Origin of the sequence: Spongiibacter taiwanensis (assembly GCF_023702635.1) — a bacterium.
GTDB lineage: Bacteria > Pseudomonadota > Gammaproteobacteria > Pseudomonadales > Spongiibacteraceae > Spongiibacter > Spongiibacter taiwanensis.
The window spans coordinates 3,342,953-3,362,632 of record NZ_CP098455.1; the positions used below are offsets into that span (position 1 = coordinate 3,342,953).

General features: G+C 57.3%; 13 protein-coding genes. 6 read left to right on the top strand and 7 right to left on the bottom strand.

Annotation, left to right across the window (positions count from 1 at the left end):
- Positions 1-10: 10 nt before the first annotated feature.
- From NCG89_RS15145 to NCG89_RS15165, 5 genes are all read right to left on the bottom strand, one after another.
- Positions 11-892 carry a crotonase/enoyl-CoA hydratase family protein gene (locus NCG89_RS15145; protein WP_251087403.1) on the bottom strand — a complete coding sequence of 294 codons (882 nt, stop codon included), beginning with the start codon at positions 890-892 and terminating at the stop codon, positions 11-13.
- 23 nt (positions 893-915) lie between these two features.
- Positions 916-1,713, bottom strand: coding sequence for an enoyl-CoA hydratase-related protein (locus NCG89_RS15150; RefSeq protein WP_251087404.1), 798 nt, complete (start codon positions 1,711-1,713; stop codon positions 916-918).
- Between the two features lie 101 nt (positions 1,714-1,814).
- Entirely contained in the window at positions 1,815-2,978 is a 1,164-nt protein-coding gene (locus tag NCG89_RS15155; RefSeq protein ID WP_251087405.1) for a thiolase C-terminal domain-containing protein, read from the bottom strand.
- Positions 2,975-3,400, bottom strand: coding sequence for a Zn-ribbon domain-containing OB-fold protein (locus NCG89_RS15160; RefSeq protein WP_251087406.1), 426 nt, complete (start codon positions 3,398-3,400; stop codon positions 2,975-2,977). Before NCG89_RS15160 ends, NCG89_RS15155 begins: the two co-directional genes overlap by 4 nt.
- A 201-nt stretch (positions 3,401-3,601) precedes the next feature.
- A complete protein-coding gene (locus tag NCG89_RS15165; RefSeq protein WP_251087407.1) occupies positions 3,602-4,837 on the bottom strand; it encodes a cytochrome P450 in 1,236 nt (411 codons plus the stop codon).
- 301 nt (positions 4,838-5,138) lie between these two features.
- On the opposite strand from NCG89_RS15165, the gene NCG89_RS15170 reads away from it, so the two are divergent.
- Entirely contained in the window at positions 5,139-6,323 is a 1,185-nt protein-coding gene (locus tag NCG89_RS15170; protein ID WP_251087408.1) for an aromatic ring-hydroxylating oxygenase subunit alpha, read from the top strand.
- A gap of 65 nt (positions 6,324-6,388) precedes the next feature.
- Here NCG89_RS15170 and NCG89_RS15175 read toward each other — a convergent pair whose 3' ends face one another.
- Entirely contained in the window at positions 6,389-6,709 is a 321-nt protein-coding gene (locus NCG89_RS15175) for a 2Fe-2S iron-sulfur cluster-binding protein (protein WP_251087409.1), read from the bottom strand.
- A gap of 179 nt (positions 6,710-6,888) precedes the next feature.
- Between NCG89_RS15175 and NCG89_RS15180 the strand changes: the two genes are divergently transcribed.
- Positions 6,889-8,514: a GMC family oxidoreductase gene (locus tag NCG89_RS15180; RefSeq protein ID WP_251087410.1), complete on the top strand. Its 1,626-nt coding sequence runs from the start codon at positions 6,889-6,891 to the stop codon at positions 8,512-8,514.
- A gap of 190 nt (positions 8,515-8,704) precedes the next feature.
- Complete coding sequence (locus NCG89_RS15185; protein WP_251087411.1) at positions 8,705-10,888, top strand: TonB-dependent receptor; 2,184 nt, start codon at positions 8,705-8,707, stop codon at positions 10,886-10,888.
- Positions 10,889-11,154: 266 nt separating this feature from the next.
- Here the strand turns inward: NCG89_RS15185 and NCG89_RS15190 are convergent, their stop codons facing one another.
- A complete protein-coding gene (locus NCG89_RS15190; RefSeq protein ID WP_285236380.1) occupies positions 11,155-13,008 on the bottom strand; it encodes a choice-of-anchor I family protein in 1,854 nt (617 codons plus the stop codon).
- A gap of 310 nt (positions 13,009-13,318) precedes the next feature.
- Here NCG89_RS15190 and NCG89_RS15195 point away from each other — a divergent pair, with 310 nt between their 5' ends.
- Genes NCG89_RS15195 through NCG89_RS15205 form a run of 3 tightly spaced genes read left to right on the top strand, consistent with a single transcriptional unit; the run spans position 13,319 to position 19,624 of the window.
- Positions 13,319-15,616 (top strand): TonB-dependent receptor domain-containing protein, encoded by a 2,298-nt coding sequence (locus NCG89_RS15195; protein ID WP_251087412.1) that lies wholly within the window; start codon positions 13,319-13,321, stop codon positions 15,614-15,616.
- 10 nt (positions 15,617-15,626) lie between these two features.
- Complete coding sequence (locus NCG89_RS15200; protein WP_251087413.1) at positions 15,627-16,496, top strand: substrate-binding periplasmic protein; 870 nt, start codon at positions 15,627-15,629, stop codon at positions 16,494-16,496.
- Entirely contained in the window at positions 16,493-19,624 is a 3,132-nt protein-coding gene (locus tag NCG89_RS15205) for an ATP-binding protein (protein ID WP_251087414.1), read from the top strand. Before NCG89_RS15200 ends, NCG89_RS15205 begins: the two co-directional genes overlap by 4 nt.
- Positions 19,625-19,680: the final 56 nt, after the last annotated feature.

Consider the following 19,680-nt stretch of genomic DNA (forward strand, 5'->3'; position numbering starts at 1 on the left):
ACCGTCGGAATCAACGATATTTGGGTTCCTCCCACCAGGGGAAGAAATCGGGCAGGTCTTTGCTGACCCGATCTTTGAATTCGGCCGGTCGTTTTTCAAGAAACGCATTGACTCCCTCCTGGGCATCACTGCTCATACCGCGGCTGAGTACGGTCCGGCTGTCGACAATGTGAGCTTCCATCGGATGGGACATATCCAGGCCGCGCCAGAGCATCTGTCGGGTCAGGGCGATCGACACGGGGGCGGTGTTTTCGACTATCTCCCGGGCAATTTCATAGGCTTCCGGCAATAGGGCATCGCTGCTCACCACTTTGCGAAACAGGCCTGAGTCGGCCAGCTCGGTGGCGGGATACACCCGACCGCTGTAGCACATTTCTAGGGCCCGGGAGATGCCAACCACGCGGGGCAGAAAATAGCTCGACGCCGCTTCGGGGACGATGCCGCGGCGCGTGAATACAAAGCCAACCTTGGCCTTGTCGCTGGCCAGGCGAATATCCATGGCCAGGGTCATGGTGATGCCTACCCCGACGGCAGCGCCATTGATCGCTGCGATCAGTGGCTTCTTACACTGGTACATCCGCAAGGTAAGGCGCCCGCCGAGGTCGCGAATGGAGTCGGCGCTGTAATTGATAGAGCCGTCTTCGTTGTGGGCGTCGTCACCACCACTCACGTCAAAGGTATCGCCGCCGCCGGCGAGATCGGCGCCAGCGCAAAATGCCCGCCCGCTGCCGGTGAAGACGACGGCGCGAACCTCGTCGTCCTCGTCGATGAGGTCGAGCAGTGCCAGGAGCTCCCGGTTCATCTCGGCGTTGAAGGCATTCAATGCCTCCGGCCGATTGAAGGTGATGGTGGCGATATGATTTTCGACGGAGTAAAGCAGGGTGTTCGACATGGTTATCTCGCAGGCTCGCGGCATTATTCGCCTTTAAATTGGGCTTTGCGCTTTTCGACAAAGGCGCTGACGCCTTCTTCAAAATCGAGGGTTCTGCCAGCGATGAGTTGCTGTTTCCGTTCCCGCGCCAGGCTGTCAGCGAAGCTCTCGTCAACGGCTTCCCAGGCGGCCTTTCGAATTAAGCCCAGGGCGATCGTGGGGCCGGCGGCAAGCCGCTTGGCCAGGGTGACCGCGGTGGAGAGGGTTTCATGCTCAGGGGTAACCCGGTTGATCAGGCCATATTGCAATGCCTGCTCTGCTGGTAAGCGATCGCCAAGCAGCATCAGTTCCATGGCTCTGACTCGGCCGATATTACGCACCAGTAGGTGGGTTGAACCGCCATCCGGGATCAGGCCGATCAGCGCGAATACCTGGGCGAAATAGGATTTCTCGGCAGCGATAACCAGGTCGGCGGCCAGTGCCAGCGAGGCGCCAAAGCCGGCGGCGCCGCCTTTTACTGCCGATATCCACGGAATATCAAAATCGCGCAGAGTGAGCATCAGCGGGTTGAGGGTGTGCTCCAATACTTGGCCGATATCCCGGATGCTGCGATCGGGTTGGTGAGGGGCGAGAGGGTTGTCTGGGTCGAGTGACGCGCCAGAGCAGAAAAATCGTCCTTCGCCGGTAATGACCATCGCCCGACAGTTCTTTTCGAGATAGCCTACGGCCTCACTGATTTCGGCAACCATGTTGGCGGTGAGAGCGTTGAGGGTGTCCGGCGCATTGAGTTTCAGAATGCCCACGCCATCTTCGATGTCGATGGCGATGTCAGTAAAGTTCATCGGGTCGTCCTGCGGTTGTGGCGCCGCGCCGAAGCGCGGGCGAGGCGGATTTCAATTTATCAGTGTAGTGCATAGGATGCGGTTAGCGCGCTCGTGGCGCGTTACAGTGAATCGACCGCGAACAGTGCTGAGCTTACGGTGGGCGCCCCTGGTCCACCCGCCAGCAAGCAGGTTTTTGCGCCGGGTACAGGGTTGGCCGACTCACCACGCAGCACCCGGATTGATTCAACGGCGGTGCCGATACCGTGGATAAATCCCTGAGCAAAGTTGCCTCCGGAGGTGTTGACCGGCAGTTTGCCCGAGGGGGCAATCAAATTTTCAAATTTTACTACCTCAGCGACATTCTCATAGTTGCAAAAGCCGTGATCGATTAATGAGGCAATGCCCTGAGCGCTGAAGTTCTCGTACAACTGGACCACGTCGATGTCTGCCGGGGTCAGGCCGGTTTGCTGCCACAGTCGGCGGGCCACCGGCGCAAAGCCGGCCGTGGCGTAGGTCACGTCGTTCTCGAGCAGGTCGCCCCAGCCCTTTTCGGTGCCGTTGGCGACGCCGAGAATTTGCACTGGCGGCTTTTTCAAATCTCGAGCGCGCTCCCTTGAGACCAATAACAACGCACCGGCGCCGTCGTTTTCTCGGCTGCAGTCGAACAGGCGGAAGGGCTCGGCGACCCAGCGACTGGTCCGAAAGGCTTCAAGGTCCAGTTCCGAGCCGTAGGACACGGCCTCGGGGTTGCGGCTACCGTGGTAATAAGAGGCTTTCACCAGCTCCTCTGTGACCGAGCGGGGCACACCGTGGTACTCGAACATGCGCTGTGCCCGCAAGGCGCAGATTTGTGCTGGTGCGACCAGACCGGCGCCGATGATGTGGTCGTTCAGGTGGTGGCGCATTACCGCGGCTGACATGCGGCCGCTATTACTTTGCACTAATGCCCGAAAGACGATCACCGCGCTGGCTTGTCCGGTGGCAATGGCCGAGGCAGCGTGGCCGAAGGCAGCGGCAATGCCGCCGCCGCCACCACCGAAAACCTGGGAATTAAAGTAGAGATTCTTCAAGCCGAGGTCGGACATCAGCCGCACGGGCTCATTCTTGTCGTCGCCGTAGGAGACAAAGCCGTCGATGTCTTTCGGATCAAAACCCGCGTCCTCGCAGGCGTCTACAATCGCCCGCACCAGGACACCTTGCTCCTGCATGGGCGCAGTGCCGCGTTTATATTGCTGCAGGCCGACGCCGGCCACGGATACCTGGCCTTTGAGTGTTGCTGTCATAATGATTCTCCCGCACCGTTACCGACACAACGCTGCCAACGCAGGGCGGGAACCGATTCGCCGTCCACCGTCACGGTGTAAACGCTGCCACTGACTCGATCACCAATGGCAACCGGGGTTTGCGCATCGCCATCAAGCACGCCCATCATGCGCCGACCCCCGGCATTGTCGATTTCTACCACCACAGACAGGTAGGGCAGTTCGATTTCTGCTGGTGCGCCAAAGTTGTGCCAGGTCCGTGTCCAGCTGTAGATCACACCGGCAATGGCCTTTTGCTGCCACTGCAAATCCCAGTTGCCGCACTCGCCGCAGCGCCAGACCGCGGGCACGTGCCAGGTTTCGCATTGGGGGCATTGCTGAATATGAAGTTCGCCTTTTTCGAGGCCTTGCCAGTAGGGTTGATCGGCACCCAATCCTTTCATGTCAACCTCCGGGTTGAGAGGGCATTTTTATTCAGTGGCGCCTTCGCCGAGGGCGGTGAACCTCCCCCCCCCAGTTGTCTGCAGTGGGGCGAGTCAGTTGAGCGCGCTTGAGCACGCTCGATATCAAAGCCGGTGGCGTTCGACGAAGAGGTAAGTCAACAGAACAGCCACTCCGGCTCGGCGGCGTGGCTGTTACCGGTGTTATCGCTTTGTCAGCCTTAGGGGCAGGGCGTTGTAGGCCAGGGCAAATCCGGCACGGAAGTTCAGCTCGGTGCCCGGCACCAGCTCGAAGGATTTGACCCGCTTGAACCACTCCTCGGTCAGCACCCGAATTTCGGTCCGGGCCAAGAAGTGACCGATGCACAAATGGGGGCCTTTGGAGAAGGTCAGCGTCTGGGCGTCTTCTTTGGGCCGGTCGATATCAAAGTCGGCGGCATTTTTGTTAACGCTCTCATCGCGCCCGGAGATGGGCAGCAGGCACAATACCATGTCGTCTTTTTTGAACTGGATGCCGAACATCTCGCAGTCTTTGGCGACGATGCGTGGGTTGCTGATCACGCCGAAGCAGCGAACCCCTTCGTCGGTGAACTTGCTGATATCCTCCGGGTTTTCCGCCAGGCGTTGTTGCAGCTCGGGCATGCTGGCAAGCTGGCGGAAGCTGAAGCCAGTGACATTGGTTACGGTATCCATGCCGCCGAGGAAGAGCAGGAAACACATATTCTGCATTTCTTCCAGGCTGATGGGCTCACCTTTAATTTTGATGTTGAGAATGTGGCTCATCAGATCATCTTGTGGATGCTCCTTTTTCTCCATCAATATCTCAGTCATGATGCCGATGATCTGTGCACTCAATTCGTGAATGCGGTTTTGGTCATTGGTTGAGAAGAAAGCATCTGACAAGCCTCTGAATTCCCGCAGGCGCTCCATGGGCATGCCCATCAATTCCATAAACACGCTCACTGGAAAGATCGACGAAATCTCCGCCATAAAATCGACGTCGTCACCTTTTGCCAGCGCATCATCAATAATCTTTGCGGCCCAGAAGCGGATTTTCTCTTCCAGATCGCGAATCGCCCGGGGCGAGAACGCCGGCATCAGCGCTTGGCGGTAGGGCAGGTTGTTTGGCGGATCGACATTAAGCGGAATGAAGTAAGGGGGATTCTCGATCCGCGGAATCTGCATTTCCTTAGCTGAGAAGTGCTCTGGATCTTGAACCACATCGGCGATGCGGTTGAAACTGCGCACCACCCAGTGGCCGCCGTTTTTTGGGGTGTAGAAAATTTCCGGTGCGTCGTTGTGCAAACGCTGCAAGCTATCATGGACGCGAGCCTCAGCGCCGCCTTCGCCGTGGTAGCGGTCGCCGTGGTAGTCGTAGTCAAACACAAGGTTGGATGGCACGTGTGCCGGGACGTGGTCTGGTAATGAAACGGATTGCATGTGTCTTCTCCCGTGCGGCCCGTAGGCGAGATGCTTGAGCAAATTTTATTTTCCGAGGATGACCTGAATGCGGGACAGGGAAGCCTGCAGTCGTCGTCCTTCGGCTGTTTTTCGAAATAATATCTAGCGACATTAGTTTTGTAAACACGCATCTCAAAACTCTCGAGATTGTAATGTTCGGACAATAAACCTATTGCAATTAGATTATTGCTTTTCTACCCTACTAGCTGAGTTGGAGCGCAGAAAATGCGGTTTCTGCAGCGGCGCTCCCACAAGCTGAATAGTGAGGCTAGAGAATAAGATGGCGATGCAAGAACCCCAAAGCCAGGCGGCACCTGCCGGGCTGACAGACTCACAATGGCAGGCGATCACTGAGTTGACCTGCCATGAGGAAACCCGAATCCCGACTGACGAAGCGAATCGGCCGAGTGACGTCTATCTGAGCCAGGCGCGCTTTGATGAGGAAATGAAGGATATTTTCACCTCGTTGCCGATGGTGGCGACGATGTCTTCCTATCTGCCGGAGCCGGGTATGGCATTGGCGATAGAGTGTAGTGGTGTACCGGTGTTGGTCACCCGGGATCGCGAGGGGCAAGCCCGTTGTTTTATCAACGCCTGTCGTCACCGAGGCTCGAAATTGGTGGAGAGTGATGAGCCGGTGAAATCTGCCCGTTTGTCTTGTCCTTACCATGCCTGGACTTATGGGATGAACGGAGATTTGATCGGGGTGCCGCGGCAGGAAACCTTTCCGTCGTTAAAAAAATGCGACCTGGGCTTGGTCGCCCTGTCTACCCATGAATCCGGCGGTTATATTTGGGTGTGCCTTGACCCGGAAAAATCACCGTCGATGGTGGAGGGCAGTGCGCAGATTTGTGCGGATCTGGAGGCCTTTGGTCTGCACAAGATGCATGTTTATGGCCGTCGCCGATACGATCTCAAGGCGAACTGGAAATTGGTGGTAGAACCCTTTCTGGAGCCGTACCACATCCAGCGACTGCACGCGAATTCCATTGCCAAGATGTTTGTCGACGCCCCCAATGTTATTCGCATGCTTGGCCCGCATCAGCGCCAGTGTTCGGGCAAGGCCAATTTCGATCCGGCGATACTGCAGGGCAATATCGATAACCTGCACAAATACATCACCCATGCTTACCTGGTGTTTCCCAATACGGTGGTGGTAACGAGCCCCTACTATATCAGTGTGATGGTGTTACTACCGACGGCGACAGATCGGACGGTGGTGGATTACTACATGATGGTTAAATCCGCGCCGGATAATCCCAAGGCAGACGACCTGTATGCGCGCTCTTACCAGTTGATTGACGAGGTCTTTGGTGGCGAGGATTTTCGTGCAGCTCAACTGCAGCAAGAGGGGTTATCCAGCGGTGCGATTGAGCGGGTGTTCTTCGGCGGACTGGAGGAAATGATTGGGCCCTTTCATGAGGCCGTGGAGTCCTTTCTAACTGCCGACCCGGTGCCCTGCTAGCAAGTAAAGAGAGGGGCAGTGCGCCCCTCGTTTTCGGCGAATGACGGCAAATACGGCCGGGAGATTTAGTGCTGATGCTCGGGCAGCTGCAACACAATTCCCTCAAGTTCGGCGGTCACCGGAATCTGGCAGGTGAGTCGACTGCTGGGCTGGGGTTCTGGTACGTAGGAGAGGATGTCTTTCTCCATTTCGCTTTGTTCCGGCAGTTTTTCCTGCCACTCGGGCGCGACCATCACGTGGCAGGTGCCGCACACCATGGAGCCACCGCAATCGGCGGCGATACCGGAAATATTATTCGCTACCGCAGCCTCCATTAGGTTGCCCTCTTCGGGAATGTCGACGGCGGTTTCTTCGCCGGAATGGGTTCTGAAAACAACATTGACCATGGATTGATTTCTCGCTTTTTTATCTCGGCGTCAGCCTTGACTGCGCCCTTAAATCTAAATACATTAGATTAAATGTCGGGCTCACTGTCAATGTTAATACGAGCAGTTTGTGCTGCTATTTGCGAGCTTCTCAACGACTAAAAATAACAGCGGCAATGACCGCGAAAGGAAAACAGGCTGTGGAAGAATTCGATTACATTATTGCCGGAGCGGGGGCTGCGGGCTGTGTGCTTGCCCACCGTCTCTCCGAGAACCCCGCGCTGTCAGTGCTGCTGTTGGAGGCGGGTGGCGAGGATAAGCATCCCTTGATCCACATGCCAAAGGGGCTTGGCAAACTGATCAGCGACCCGAAGTATATGTGGTTGTATCCTGCTGATGCCGAAGCCGGCAATGGCTTTGCTGACAATGAAGTGTGGGCGCGGGGCAGGGTGATGGGCGGATCAAGTTCCACCAACGGCCTGATGTATGTGCGTGGTCAGCCTTCCGACTTCAATGAGATTGCTGCTCAATCGAGTGAAGACTGGTCCTGGGAACACATAGGAAAAGCCTATCAGGCGCTGGAAAACCATGAACTTGGTGCTGGCGAAACACGTGGTGCTCAGGGCCCGCTCCGAGTGACGGTGGCAAATCGTCGCAATGCCCTGACCGATGCCTTTGTCGCCGCCGGTGTTGAAATGGGTCTCCCCGAGTATGAAGACGTGAACGCGCCCCACGATGGTGAGTGTGTTGGCTATGCCTCCCGGACCATCTACAAGGGGCGGCGGATGAGCGCTTCCAAGGCCTTTATTGACCCCATCCGCTCGCGCAGTAACCTGACCATTGTGACCGAGGCGCTGGTCGATAAAGTAGTGTTTGATGGCCAGCGCGCCACTGGTGTTCAGGTGCAAATGGGTGGCAAGCAGCCGCGCTCCCGGCGCTTTACTGCGCGAAAGGAAGTCATTATCTGTGGCGGGGCAATGGCCTCGCCCGGCATCCTTCAACGTTCCGGTATTGGCCCCGCCGATTTACTTAGCCGTCTGGGGATTCCCTTGATCGCGGACAGCGCGGAAGTTGGCTGTAATTTGTTGGAGCACCGGGCATTGATCGCTCAGTGGCGCCTGAACGTGGATTTGTCAGATAACAAGGAATATGTCGGTTGGCGCCTGATCAAGAATGTACTCAAATACTTTGTGAATGGGTCGGGGCCGATGGCCTCGGGCGCCTACGAAGTGGGGGCGTGGTTTAAATCCTCTGCGGAGGTAGCCCGGCCAGATGTGCAATTCCTGGTGGCCCCGTTTAGCTTTGATCTTGCGTCTAACCGCGAGAAACTGGAGACTTGGCCGGGTATGACCGTGGTGGCCTACCCCCTGCGGCCAACCTCTCCTGGTCAAATCCATATCAATACTACCGATCCGGCGGCGTACCCCACGCTCGAGCCTAACTACCGGACGACTGACCATGATATTAATTTGATGGTCAAGACGGTTGAGATTGCCCGTCGCTATGCCGCTCAGTCACCGCTGAAGCAAATGATCGACGCTGAGACGTACCCCGGGCCAGAGTGCCAATCCGCTGAAGATATCCTCGCTGCCTATGATAAGTACGGTGTCTGCGGCTATCACGCGGTGGGTTCCTGTCGCATGGGCGCTGACGAAAAGTCCGTGGTGGACCCGGCGCTTCGAGTGCGCGGGGTGAGCGGGCTGCGGGTGATGGATACCTCCGTCATTCCCCAGATTCCCTCGGGCAATACCAATGGCCCCACCATGGCCATGGCCTGGCGTGCTGCGGATATTATTCTGCGGGACGCGGATCGCGCTTCATCGTGAGCCGCGTGGCAGCCGGCTTTTTGACGTCAGTTAACATTTCTTAACGGTATAGGTGTTTATCCCTATATGGGCGGAGCGGAGACTCCTTCAACATAAAACTACTGTCGTTAGTTAAATTAACTCCCAGTTAAATAAGAAACGCTAAATAGCAAAGTCCACAAATATAAAAGCAACAGCACGGAGTATTATCATGACAAACACCCCGAGGCAGACCCGCATTGCCCGCACGGTCGCATCTTTTCGGCTTCCATCACTGGGATATACCTTGGCGTTGGCCGCTTTATCGCAACCCTTGTTAGCCGCCGAGGTTGTTATTGAAGAAGTCGTCGTGACTGCCCAAAAGCGGGCGGAGCGTAACGTGGATGTACCGATCTCAATTGACTCCTCAACCGGTGAGGAGCTGGCAAACGCGGGGATCACCAACACCCAGGACCTGGCCCAGACGGTACCGGGTTTGCGCCTCGACTTGTCAGGTGGCTTCTCTCAGCCCACCCTGCGCGGGGTGGGTAGCTCGGTGGCCGGACCGGGCTTGAGTGCTTCGGTTGCGACTTATGTGGATGGGATTTATCGGTCTAGTGCGCTAACTGGCGCCTTTGAAATGTCTGATATTGCCTCTGTACAGGTCTTGAAGGGCCCCCAGGGCACCCTCTTTGGTCGCAACGCTACCGGCGGCGCGATCATCGTAACCACCGAAACCCCGACCTATGAGCCGGACGCGGAGCTGAAATACGCCTACGGCCGCTACAACGACAGCCGATTGCAGGTGCGCGGCTCGACCGGCCTGAGCGACACGGTAGCGGTAGGCATGGCGGCATACCTGCATGAAAATGACGGCTTTGTCACCAATACCGCCAATGGTGAAAAGGTCGACAGCATGAATAACTGGGGCGGCCGATTAAAGGGGCTATACGAACCCACCGACGCGTTGAGTGTACTGCTGACCTATGCCCACAGTGAGCGGGACGACGGCTCACCGAACGGCTTGAATGCATACGAAGGCAGAGCGGTTGCGAATGATCCAAGCCACCCGTCAGTCGATCCGGTGCACAACGATGGCGACCCGATTACTATTCATACACGTCGCGGCAAAATTTCGTCGGACGCGCCCCTGGGGTTCACTTCCGAAAGCGACGACATTGCCTTGAAGGTGGAATGGGATTTAGGCGACCTTGTTTTCACATCCTACACCGGCTATCACGATGAAGTGGTGGTTTACGAGCAGGACTACGATGTCACCACCTTGCCGATTTTCCACGGTAAGTTTCAGGTGGATGATGACTCCTTCTCCCAGGAGTTTAACTTGACCTCCACGGGCCCCGGTCCATTGCAGTGGGTAGCGGGCTTGTATTACTTCGAGAACGACAACCAGTTTCCGTTTTTTAATCTGGTCGCCACCGGTTTCGAAGTGGCGCCGGCCTTTGCCAATGGGCAGAAGACCAAGAGCTGGGCAGCCTTTCTTGACGGAAGTTACGACCTGACTGATCGCTTGACACTTACCTTGGGCGGTCGCTACAGCGTGGATAAAATGACCGTTAATTTTGAAAGCGCGGCCAACGGTGTTCCCTACACCGAGGCAGACGAGCAGTTTGAGGACTTTTCGCCCCGTGCGGTGCTTCGTTACAGCCTGGATGAAAACAGTTCGGTGTATGCCTCGGTCACCCGAGGCTACAAGTCGGGTGTCTTCAATGCCGCCGGTTTTAGCACTGTGCCCGTGGAACCCGAGGAAATCACCGCCTACGAGATTGGCTATAAAACCCAGACCGGGCAGTGGAGTGCTGATGTTGCCGGCTTTTACTATGACTATGCCGAGCTACAGGTGAATCGCTTTGTTGATGCAGGGTCCATCCTGGTCAACGCGGCAGAAGCGACGATTTACGGCCTGGATACCCAAATAGGTTATGCGGCCACGGCTGACCTGCGCTTTGACCTCGGCTTGGCCTATACCCATTCTGAATACGACGATTTTGAAAACGCGCCTGCCTATGTTGGTACAGGGTTTCCTGGCGATCCCTATGTGACGGCTGATGTGGATGCGACAGGTAATGAGCTGCTGAGAACTCCAGAGGTGACCGCCAATGTATCGATGCAGTACCAGCATCCCGTCGCCAGTGGCATGGCGCGCTTCAACGCCAGTTATTACTACTCATCAAAGTTCTATTTTGATGCCGCCAATGACACCCATCAGGATGCCTACGGCTTGCTGAATGTGCGGCTTAGCTGGGCGCCTCAGGATGAGCGTTACGAGATTGCTGTCTATGCCAACAATGTGACTGATGAGGAATACCTGGTCCAGGTATTGGCCCAGAGCGCAGCAATGCTACAGCAATACGGCACGCCGGCTACCTATGGTGTGGAGTTCACCTTGCGTTTTTAGCCAATCCGATTTGCCGGCGGCATTTGCCGCCGGGTAAAGAATATCACCCGCCTGGCCCACAACCCTGTGGGCCTTTTTTTATTTGATAAGCACGTTGACGAGAGCAAAAGGGCTGCTCTGGTGGTCCCTGCGGCAAATAAGGTCACACTCAGAGCGTCGGTGTGGGTACGAACCAAGGCGGGTTTTCACCGCTAATGGCCAGCCCTTTCGGGCACAAAAAAGCCCGCTGAAGCGGGCTTATTGGTATTGCTGAGGGCCGGATTGCCTTAGTTGACGATCTCGATATCAAAGAAGGCGGTGGTGCCGCTCACTTCGTTGCCCACAATCAGCATGGGACGGCTGGTGGGGCTGTCTTCGGCGCTGACAAACTTGATGGACTCGGGGCCGAGATCGCCAACCAGGTCCAGATCGTCTTCGACATCAGCCAGAGTGAAGTCCCGTGGGTTGATGTACTGAACGAAACGGGGCGATTCGGGGTTGCTGATGTTGTACACCATGACGCCACCGACCCGCTCCAGACCGATAAAGGCGTAGGTCTTACCGGCAACCACACCCACTTCAATGGCCTCAGGCTCGGGACCTTTGTCGTCGGAGCGATCGTCACCTTCGTTGTCATCGTTGCTGGCATTGAAGCCGAACAAGCCCAGACGGTTGGCAGTAATGACTTCAAAGTCGCTGCCAGAGTCATACACCCGCTGCATGGTGCTCGCATCCCAGATTGAGAAGGAGCGGGCACCGTAGCTGTACAGACCTTCGTAGCTGCAATCGGCCTCAGGTAAACCGGTTGTCGCCAGTGATGCACAGGCGCCGGTGGTACCAAGGTTGGCAACCACTTTCAGACGACCCAATTGTTCGTCCTCGTCAAAGCCGGCAGGCAGACGGGCCAACAGGTCAGCGGAGAACGTGGCGCCATCATCTTCGATATCTTTGATGCGCACTTCATCCAGGTAGTGGAAGCAGTCGCCGTCGTCAAAGTCGAATCCGCCCTGAGCGGTACAATCGGCTTCATCAGCCGCGCCAGTCAGGTATTCGCGACCATCGCCTTCGTTGGCGGTCAGCAGGTAGGTTTTGCCGGCGACTTCAATGATTTCGGCGCTGTCAGGCATGTACACACCAAACACCGGCCAGTTGCGAATATTGATCGCACCGTCGTCGTTGCTCGCGTCGAGTTCGTTGCCGGGAATCGAGAAGTCCTTGAAGCCCAGGCCAGTAATGCTGGCCACGGTATTATCGGCCAGATTGATTTCGGCCACGGCGTTGTTTTCTTGCAGCATTACGTAGGCGGTTTGGCTATCGGCGCTGACCACCACGTATTCCGGCTCCAGGTCGGCGCCCTGAGAGGCCGATTTGGACGAGATGCGCACCGGGCCCGTTAGCGCAGCAGTGCCAAGGCTAATCTGAGTCACGTTGGCGGCCGTTACATTGGTGATACCACCAGAGACATCGATCACGGTCACGGTGCCTTCCGGGTCGATAGAGTAATCGCCATTGGGCTCGCCTTCGTTGGCGACAACCACTTTGCTGCCATCGGGGGTGAAGGTCAGCATATCGGGCAGTGCACCGGCCTGAAGGGCGGTGACGAAGGTGCCGTCAGTCTGATAAAAGGCAACGTAACCGGGCTGGGTTTTCGGGCTGGCTTCAATGGCCACAGCCAGAAAGCCATCGTAGACAGACACACTGTTAGCGGCGCCTAGATCGTCGGTGTCGATGCCTTCAACGGCGCCAGCCACATCCGCGGCCACATTCAGCGAGCTGATCAGCGCGGGCGCTGCCGGATCGGTGGCGTTGAGTACATCGACCTTGCCAGACTGGGCATTGACCACAAAGGCGCGGTCAGTAGCGGGATCGAAATCAACAATCTCCGCCGCTGACTCGTCAAATTGACCCGTTTCAAAGCGGCCCATGAAAGACAGCACGATATTGGTGTCGGTCGCGTTTTCACCGGCCGGGCCCTGGGGACCCTGGCTGCCGGGTGTACCCGGTGTGCCCTGTTGACCCTGCTCACCTTGAGGGCCCTGGGCGCCGGTTGCACCCCGATCTCCATCATCCCCGTCGCAGCCGGCCATCGCCAGCAAGGCGGCGGTGATACCGGCTGCGATGGTGGTTTTTCTAATAATCATAACGATCTCCTACAGTTTGCAAAATGCTGCCAGCAGCTTCCGCGTGTTCTATTGCAGGCTCGTTATGTTTTGATGGCGGTTTTATGAAAATCGGGTGAAAGCCAGGCGGTTGGGTTGGGGAGGCGGGATGATCAGTCACGGGCACACTGAAACACCGAGTGTCAGTAGAATTCCGAATAAAGCTAATGTCGGTGCCACCGTATGGTGAGTTTTGGGCCGGTGCTGCCATCCGGTGGGCGCGTCATCCGGCCATTTACTGATGCGCTTACCTTATGACAAAAATAAAACAGTGGTATGAGGTGATTAACCTGTGAGGCTGACAGCGGGTTTGACGGTAAGCGCGACTCTTGCAGTGGGATTGTTTGCGACAGACCGGCTAAGCGCCCAGCAATGCCAGGGCTTTATCTGTCTGGAAGAGATGATCGTGACGGCCAGTGTAGAGGGGCGTCAGCGCTTCCAGGCCAGTATCGCCACCAGTGACGTATTACCCAGCCAAATCGACTTGAACGGTTCCGCCAATTTTGCCGAATTGCTGCGTTTCGTGCCCGGTGTGCGTGCAGAGGCCAGCGGTGGCGAGGGCAATGCCAATTTGACCCTGAGGGGCTTACCCATTTCTGCTGGTGGCGCCCGCTACCTCCAGATTCAGGAAAATGGTCTGCCGGTGCTCCAGTTTGGCGATATTGCCTTTGCCACCGCCGACCAGTTTGTGCGTTTTGATGAGGGTGTTGAGCGCATTGAGGTGGTGCGCGGCGGTTCTGCGGCAACCTTGGCCAGTAATGCGCCCGGGGGGGTAATCAACATTATCGACCGTATCGGTGCCGGCAATGATGGGACGGCTGGCGGCGCGCTGAAACTGAGTCAGGGTTTGGGGCATGACCACCAGCGCCTGGATTTAAATCAGTACAGCGGAGAATTGCTGCCGGGCCTGAGTGCATCGCTTGCAGGATTCTATCGGCGCAGCGACGGCCCGCGGGCTGAAGGGGACAGCCCGGCCCAGGGCGGGCAGCTTCGCTTTGGGGTGAACTACTTTTGGGAGCAGGGCGAGGCCCAGCTCTATGGCCGGTATCTGGATGATCAGGTGCCGATGGACATGCCGGTGCCGGTTAAGGTGTCCGGTGGCCGAATTGAGACCCTGCCGGGAATCGATCCGCGCCAGGCCAATTTCTACTCGCGCAACTGGGGAAGTGACGCCACCTTTGATCGAAATAACACCAATCGCCGCCACGAGGTGAGCGATGGCTTGACGGTGACGTCTGCGGTGCTGGGTGGCAGTTTCAGTGTATCGCCGACACCGACCCTGACGCTGCGCAATCGCAGCCGTATTGCTGATACCGATGGTCGATTTATTGCCGTGTTTCCTGCCGATAATGGCTATGATGCCGGCCCCTTCGTTGAGGCGTCCGGCCCGAATTCAGGGGCGGACTACGCCGGCGAGGTGTTCACCGCCACCGTCTTCAACGTCAGTATCGACGATGTGTCGAATAGGGCGAATGACCTCAGCCTGGAAAAGCACTGGACCTTGGGTAATGGTGACGAAGTCAGTGCCACGCTGGGGTACTTTTACGGTGTTCAGGATGTGGCGCTTACCTGGCAGTTTAATCAGTATTTGCTGGGCCTGGTGGAGCGACATGCACCGTTGATTGGCAGCCATGATACCTCTGCAGAGGTATCATGGCTGCTGGCCAGTGGCACCGATGTATGGGGTGGATGTTGCAACCGGGCCTTTGATATTCGCTATCGCACCCAGGCGCCCTATCTTGCCTTGGCCTGGTCCCGGCAGGATACCAGCGTTGATATTGGCGTTCGTCGAGAATCCCAGGAGGCTGATGGGTTTGCCGCCATGGCGCAGGCCCAGCGCTATGACAAAAACGACTTCGAAAGAGTGGATTATGCGGTTGATGAGACCGGGCTCTCCCTCGGTGTGGCCCACCAACTGACAGAGCAACTGGCGGTGTACGGTGGTCTCAGCGACGCCTATGGTTTCAATGCTGATCGAAATTTGTTTGGTGGTTTCCCGCTGGATGGCAGCGGGGCAATTCCGGTGAACCGGGTTCGTCAGCGGGAGCTGGGACTGCGGTGGCGAGAGGGCCCCTGGCGCGGTGTGCTGACGGCCTTTGGCGCGGTGACCAATGAGTCAAATTATGAGGCGACCACCCAGCGTTTTACCCAGCGTCGTTACCGGGCTGAAGGCCTGGAGTTGGAGGCGGGGATCACCTGGGGGCAGTTTGACCTCATGTTGGGGGCGACCTACATCAATGCGGAAATCGAGCGAGCGGAAGATCCCAGCTTAGAGGGAAACAGACCCCGGCGTCAGTCGCGTTGGACCTACCTGCTTCAGCCCGTTTATCGTTTGCCCTGGGGTGAAATCGGTTTGTCGGTTCTGGGTAGCAGTGGCGCCTGGGGGGATGATCACAACGCTATCAAGCTGGCGGGCTACCAACTGGCCAGTGGCTTTGCAAAATGGCAATTCGACGACAATTGGAGTGTGACCCTGTCAGTGAATAATATCGGCAATGTTCTGGCCTACACGGAAGTTGAAGGAAGCGGGCACGCGGCCCGGGCGTTGCCTGGCCGCACCGCTCAGCTTTCGCTGCGCTATCGCTGGTAGGCATCTGAACATGCACAGGATTCTTAGGAGGCTGCTCCTGCTGGGTATTCTGGCGGGTGGCGTGCTGTCTCCTGTCCTATCCCATGCCGGGCAGCGGGTTTTCTACCCCGGCGCGGAGTCTTCCGCCGACGCCCGGCGCAGTTATCCATTGGCGGTCTTGAATATGTGTCAGGATTACTTGCACGGGGACTACGAATTTCGTGCCAGTGGCCTACTGGCGCAACAGCAGCGCAATCTGTTGCTGCTTGAGCAGGGCGAGCTGGATATTTTGTGGACGGTGTCGACGGTGGCACGGGAACAAAAATTGTTACCGGTCAGAATCCCCATTGATCGTGGCTTGATTGGCTGGCGCTTGCTGTTGGTTCGGCAAGGTGAGCAGGAACAGTTTGCTTCGCTGGGGCAGGCCGGGCTGTCTGAAAAGATTGCCGGTCAGGGCCATGATTGGCCCGACCTGGCGGTGCTGCGAGCCAATGGGTTTGCTGCTCAAGGTAGCAGTACCTACGAGGGGCTTTTTGCCATGTTGGCCAGAGGGCACATCGACTATTTTCCCCGATCGGTATCCGAAATTTGGCCGGAGCTGTCCACTCGCCCCGGCTTGGGGTTGGCGGTGGCAAGCGGGGTGGCGCTTCATTACCCTGAGCAATTGTATTTTTTTGTTAACCGCCGCAACACCGCACTGGCCGCCGCGTTGACGTCCTGTCTCCGCAAGGCCACTGAGGACGGCGCTTTAAAACGCCTGTTTTATCAGTATTTTGGTGAGGACATCGCGCTGGCAGGCCTGCTTCGTCGGCGGATCGTGCAACTGCAGTTGCCTGAACAAATTCCGCCGCCACCTGAATTGGCCGACGACTTTTGGTTTCGACCTGGGGAGGCGCGATGACGGAAGGCGCGCCTCACCGTAGCAGTTTGCACGCTGGCCTTGCGCTGAGGTTGGCCACGGCCTCGATCGCGGTCACCCTGCTGGTTGCGCTGGTACTCGGGCTGATTCAGCTTGGTGTGGTGAAGAGCCAGGATCGGGAGGCGGCCCAATCCCGCTTTGATGACATTCGTCACAGCCACCTCCCTGAATTAAAGAACCGCCTCTGGGAGGTAAATCCCCAGGCTATCGCCAGCAGTCTTGAATCGATCGCCAGTCTTAGTCACGTTGGCCGGGTTTCCCTGGTGGATGATCAGGGGCATCGTTTTGAGGCGGGGAAAACCCGGGGCGAGATACTGGCAACCGAGCGCTTTCCACTGATCCACTCGGTGGGCGATCGCCGCTTCGAGCTTGGTGAGCTGCAGGTAGAGCTTGGCGATGGAGAAATTCTGCTCGCAGCGCGCAACCGGGCGACTCAACTGGCCATCACGGTGGGGCTGGCGCTGTTGGCGAACCTACTGATACTGATGCTGATGCTACACCGGAGCATCGTTTACCCCTTGGCGAAAATTGCCCAGCAGCTTGCCACCCATGAGGGGCGTCCGGAGCTGCCCGTGATATTGCGCCGGTCCGGTCGCAGTCCGGGGCGGGGTGATGAAATTGATCAGGTTGTCGCGGCGATAAACCACTCCAAAGAACTAGTGTTGCAAGAGCTGGCTCGGCGGCGACGCTCTGAGGCCGCTTTACAGGAATATAAGGAAAATCTGGAAGACATCGTCGATTCGCGGACCCTGCAATTGGAGCACAGCAAGGTACAGTTGGAGGTGGCAGCGGAGGTGGCCGAGCTGGGTATTTGGCGGCTGGCGATCGGCGAGACCAATGCCAGCTGGAATACGCGAATGTTTGCGATTCACCAATTGCCCGGTGGTTTGTCCGATCAGGTGGGCCTGTCCGAATGGTTTGCGCAGATGGATCCGGAGGACGCCGCGCGAATTGCCAACTTACTGCAAACCCCTGGGTCTCATCACGCTATTATTGAGGAGCGCTACCGGATCGTTTCTGATCTGGCCGCACCCCGTCATATAAAAATGCGCATTCTGGTGAATCGCAGCGATGCGACTACCTTTATAGGGGTCTGTCAGGATGTGAGCGCGCAGATCAATCTGGAAAGCGAGTTGCGCCGGGCCAAAGACGAGGCCGATGCAATGAGCGCCGCCAAGTCGCATTTTCTCGCCAATATGAGTCATGAGATTCGCACGCCGATGAACGGCTTCTTCGGCATGCTGGCCTTGCTGAAGCGCGATGCTCTTACTGAGCGTCAACGATATTATCTGGAGATGGCGGAATCCAGTGCGTCGACATTGACCAGCTTGATCAATGACATCCTCGACTTTTCCAAGGTTGAGGCTGGCAAGCTTGAGCTGGATGAGCGTGACATCGATCTGATCAAACTGGCGCACAGTTGCGTGGCGCCCCATATCATTGCCCGGCCCGGCACTGAGGTGGAGTTGATCGTCGACCTGGCTGCGGTTACCCACCCCTTTTGTCGTGGTGATGAAACCCGGATTCGCCAGATTCTGGTTAACCTGCTGTCCAATGCCCTCAAATTTACCGAAAAGGGTTATATAGAAATTGCCTTGGCGACTCGGCGTGTCGGGAGTGCCGTCGAGTTGACGGTGACCGTTAGCGATACCGGAATTGGTATTGCAGAGGATGCCTTGGCGCGCCTGTTCCAGGCCTTCGAGCAGGGCAGTGCGGCGATTCACAGCGAGTACGGCGGCACCGGGCTGGGGTTAAGTATTTGCAGCCAGCTTTGCCGATTGATGGGAGGTGAAATTCAGGTTGAGAGCCAAGAGGGGGAGGGCAGCGCTTTTCGCGCCTGTGTGCAATTAGCGCCGAGTGCTACACCGGGTGCCCAGTATGACCTGACTGCCATTGATGCGTGCGCGGTGGTGGTTATGCCCGAATCGCGCGGCAATCGACCATTGCTTGGGTTGTTGCAGCGCCGTTTCTCGCGGATTGAGACCCTCTCGCTGGACGCGTTGCTGGCGGCCGGTTCGGCTGGCTCGATCCAGGTGCCCCACACCCTGGTGGTGTGGGCTGACTATGCTGAGCAACACCCCAAGCAACTTCTCGATTTGGTTGAGCGATGGAGTGGCACACACCTGTTGATTATTTTGGGCAATGTCACTAGTAGAGGTTTGGGCGAGCTGCTGGCCATGCCCAATGTCAGCACGGTGGAGCGTCCGGTGACACCCTATTCCCTTTATCCCGTGCTGACATCGGATGGTACGGGCTCTCCGGTGTCAAAACTCCCTACCGTGGAAACACAAGCCTTGGGTCTTGACGGGGTGAAAGTGCTTGTCGTCGACGACCAGCAGGTGAATGTTGAGGTGGCTCGCTGCCTGCTGCAAGAATCGGGTGCGGAAGTGACGGCGGTGTTCGACGGCGAGTCGGCGCTTCACGCGCTGCGAGAGGGATTGTTGCCCGATGTGGTGTTGATGGATCGGCATATGCCGCAGATGGATGGCTTGGCTTGCGCGAAGGCGATTCGCAGTGGGCAGGCGGGTAATAGCGTGGCAGCGGTGCCCATTATCGCGATTACCGCCGCCGTATTGCAGGGCGATCGGGAGCAATGTCTGGCGGCAGGGATGAACGACTTTTTGACAAAGCCGGTGAATCCTGACGAGCTGATTGAGAAAGTTGGTCAGTGGAGCGCGAGCATTTCCCCTTCGCCTCAGGTTCGGTCAATCGAGTTGACATCAACCCGCGCTGCCGAGGCGCCAGCCGCGCGGGCTGAGATTTCGGGGGGCTGGCAGGCCGATACGTTACTTGCGCAAATTGGGGGAAACGAACTGCTGTTACGCAAGCTGTTGCGCCTCGCTCTTGATACCCTACCCCAGCAAGTCGCGGAGTTACACAGTGCCGCCGAAGCGGGTGACTTGACCAGCGTTATGTCCTTCGCGCACCGCTTGAAGGGAACCAGTGCCCAACTGGGAGCCAGCCACCTCAGCGCTTTGGCCCGGGATGCAGAACAGTCCCACTCCGCGGAAGCGTATGTGCAGCAGCTGATGCCGGCGATAGAGCGAGCCGCAGCAGATTTTCTTACCGGGGCAGCCTCCTATTTGCAAGAAAAGGATTCAACGGTTTAGATCGCGTGCGCCTACCCTCCTCAACGGGTAGCCAGGTTGACCCAGCCCGGTCCGGC

Bases quoted from the DNA above. Each gene is read 5' to 3' on its own strand.
- NCG89_RS15170 (WP_251087408.1), top strand. From the start codon at position 5,139: ATGGCGATGCAAGAACCCCAAAGCCAGGCGGCACCTGCCGGGCTGACA.
- NCG89_RS15205 (WP_251087414.1), top strand. From the start codon at position 16,493: ATGACGGAAGGCGCGCCTCACCGTAGCAGTTTGCACGCTGGCCTTGCG.
- NCG89_RS15200 (WP_251087413.1), top strand. From the start codon at position 15,627: ATGCACAGGATTCTTAGGAGGCTGCTCCTGCTGGGTATTCTGGCGGGT.
- NCG89_RS15185 (WP_251087411.1), top strand. From the start codon at position 8,705: ATGACAAACACCCCGAGGCAGACCCGCATTGCCCGCACGGTCGCATCT.
- NCG89_RS15145 (WP_251087403.1), bottom strand. From the start codon at position 892: ATGTCGAACACCCTGCTTTACTCCGTCGAAAATCATATCGCCACCATC.
- NCG89_RS15150 (WP_251087404.1), bottom strand. From the start codon at position 1,713: ATGAACTTTACTGACATCGCCATCGACATCGAAGATGGCGTGGGCATT.
- NCG89_RS15190 (WP_285236380.1), bottom strand. From the start codon at position 13,008: ATGATTATTAGAAAAACCACCATCGCAGCCGGTATCACCGCCGCCTTG.
- NCG89_RS15160 (WP_251087406.1), bottom strand. From the start codon at position 3,400: ATGAAAGGATTGGGTGCCGATCAACCCTACTGGCAAGGCCTCGAAAAA.
- NCG89_RS15155 (WP_251087405.1), bottom strand. From the start codon at position 2,978: ATGACAGCAACACTCAAAGGCCAGGTATCCGTGGCCGGCGTCGGCCTG.
- NCG89_RS15175 (WP_251087409.1), bottom strand. From the start codon at position 6,709: ATGGTCAATGTTGTTTTCAGAACCCATTCCGGCGAAGAAACCGCCGTC.
- NCG89_RS15165 (WP_251087407.1), bottom strand. From the start codon at position 4,837: ATGCAATCCGTTTCATTACCAGACCACGTCCCGGCACACGTGCCATCC.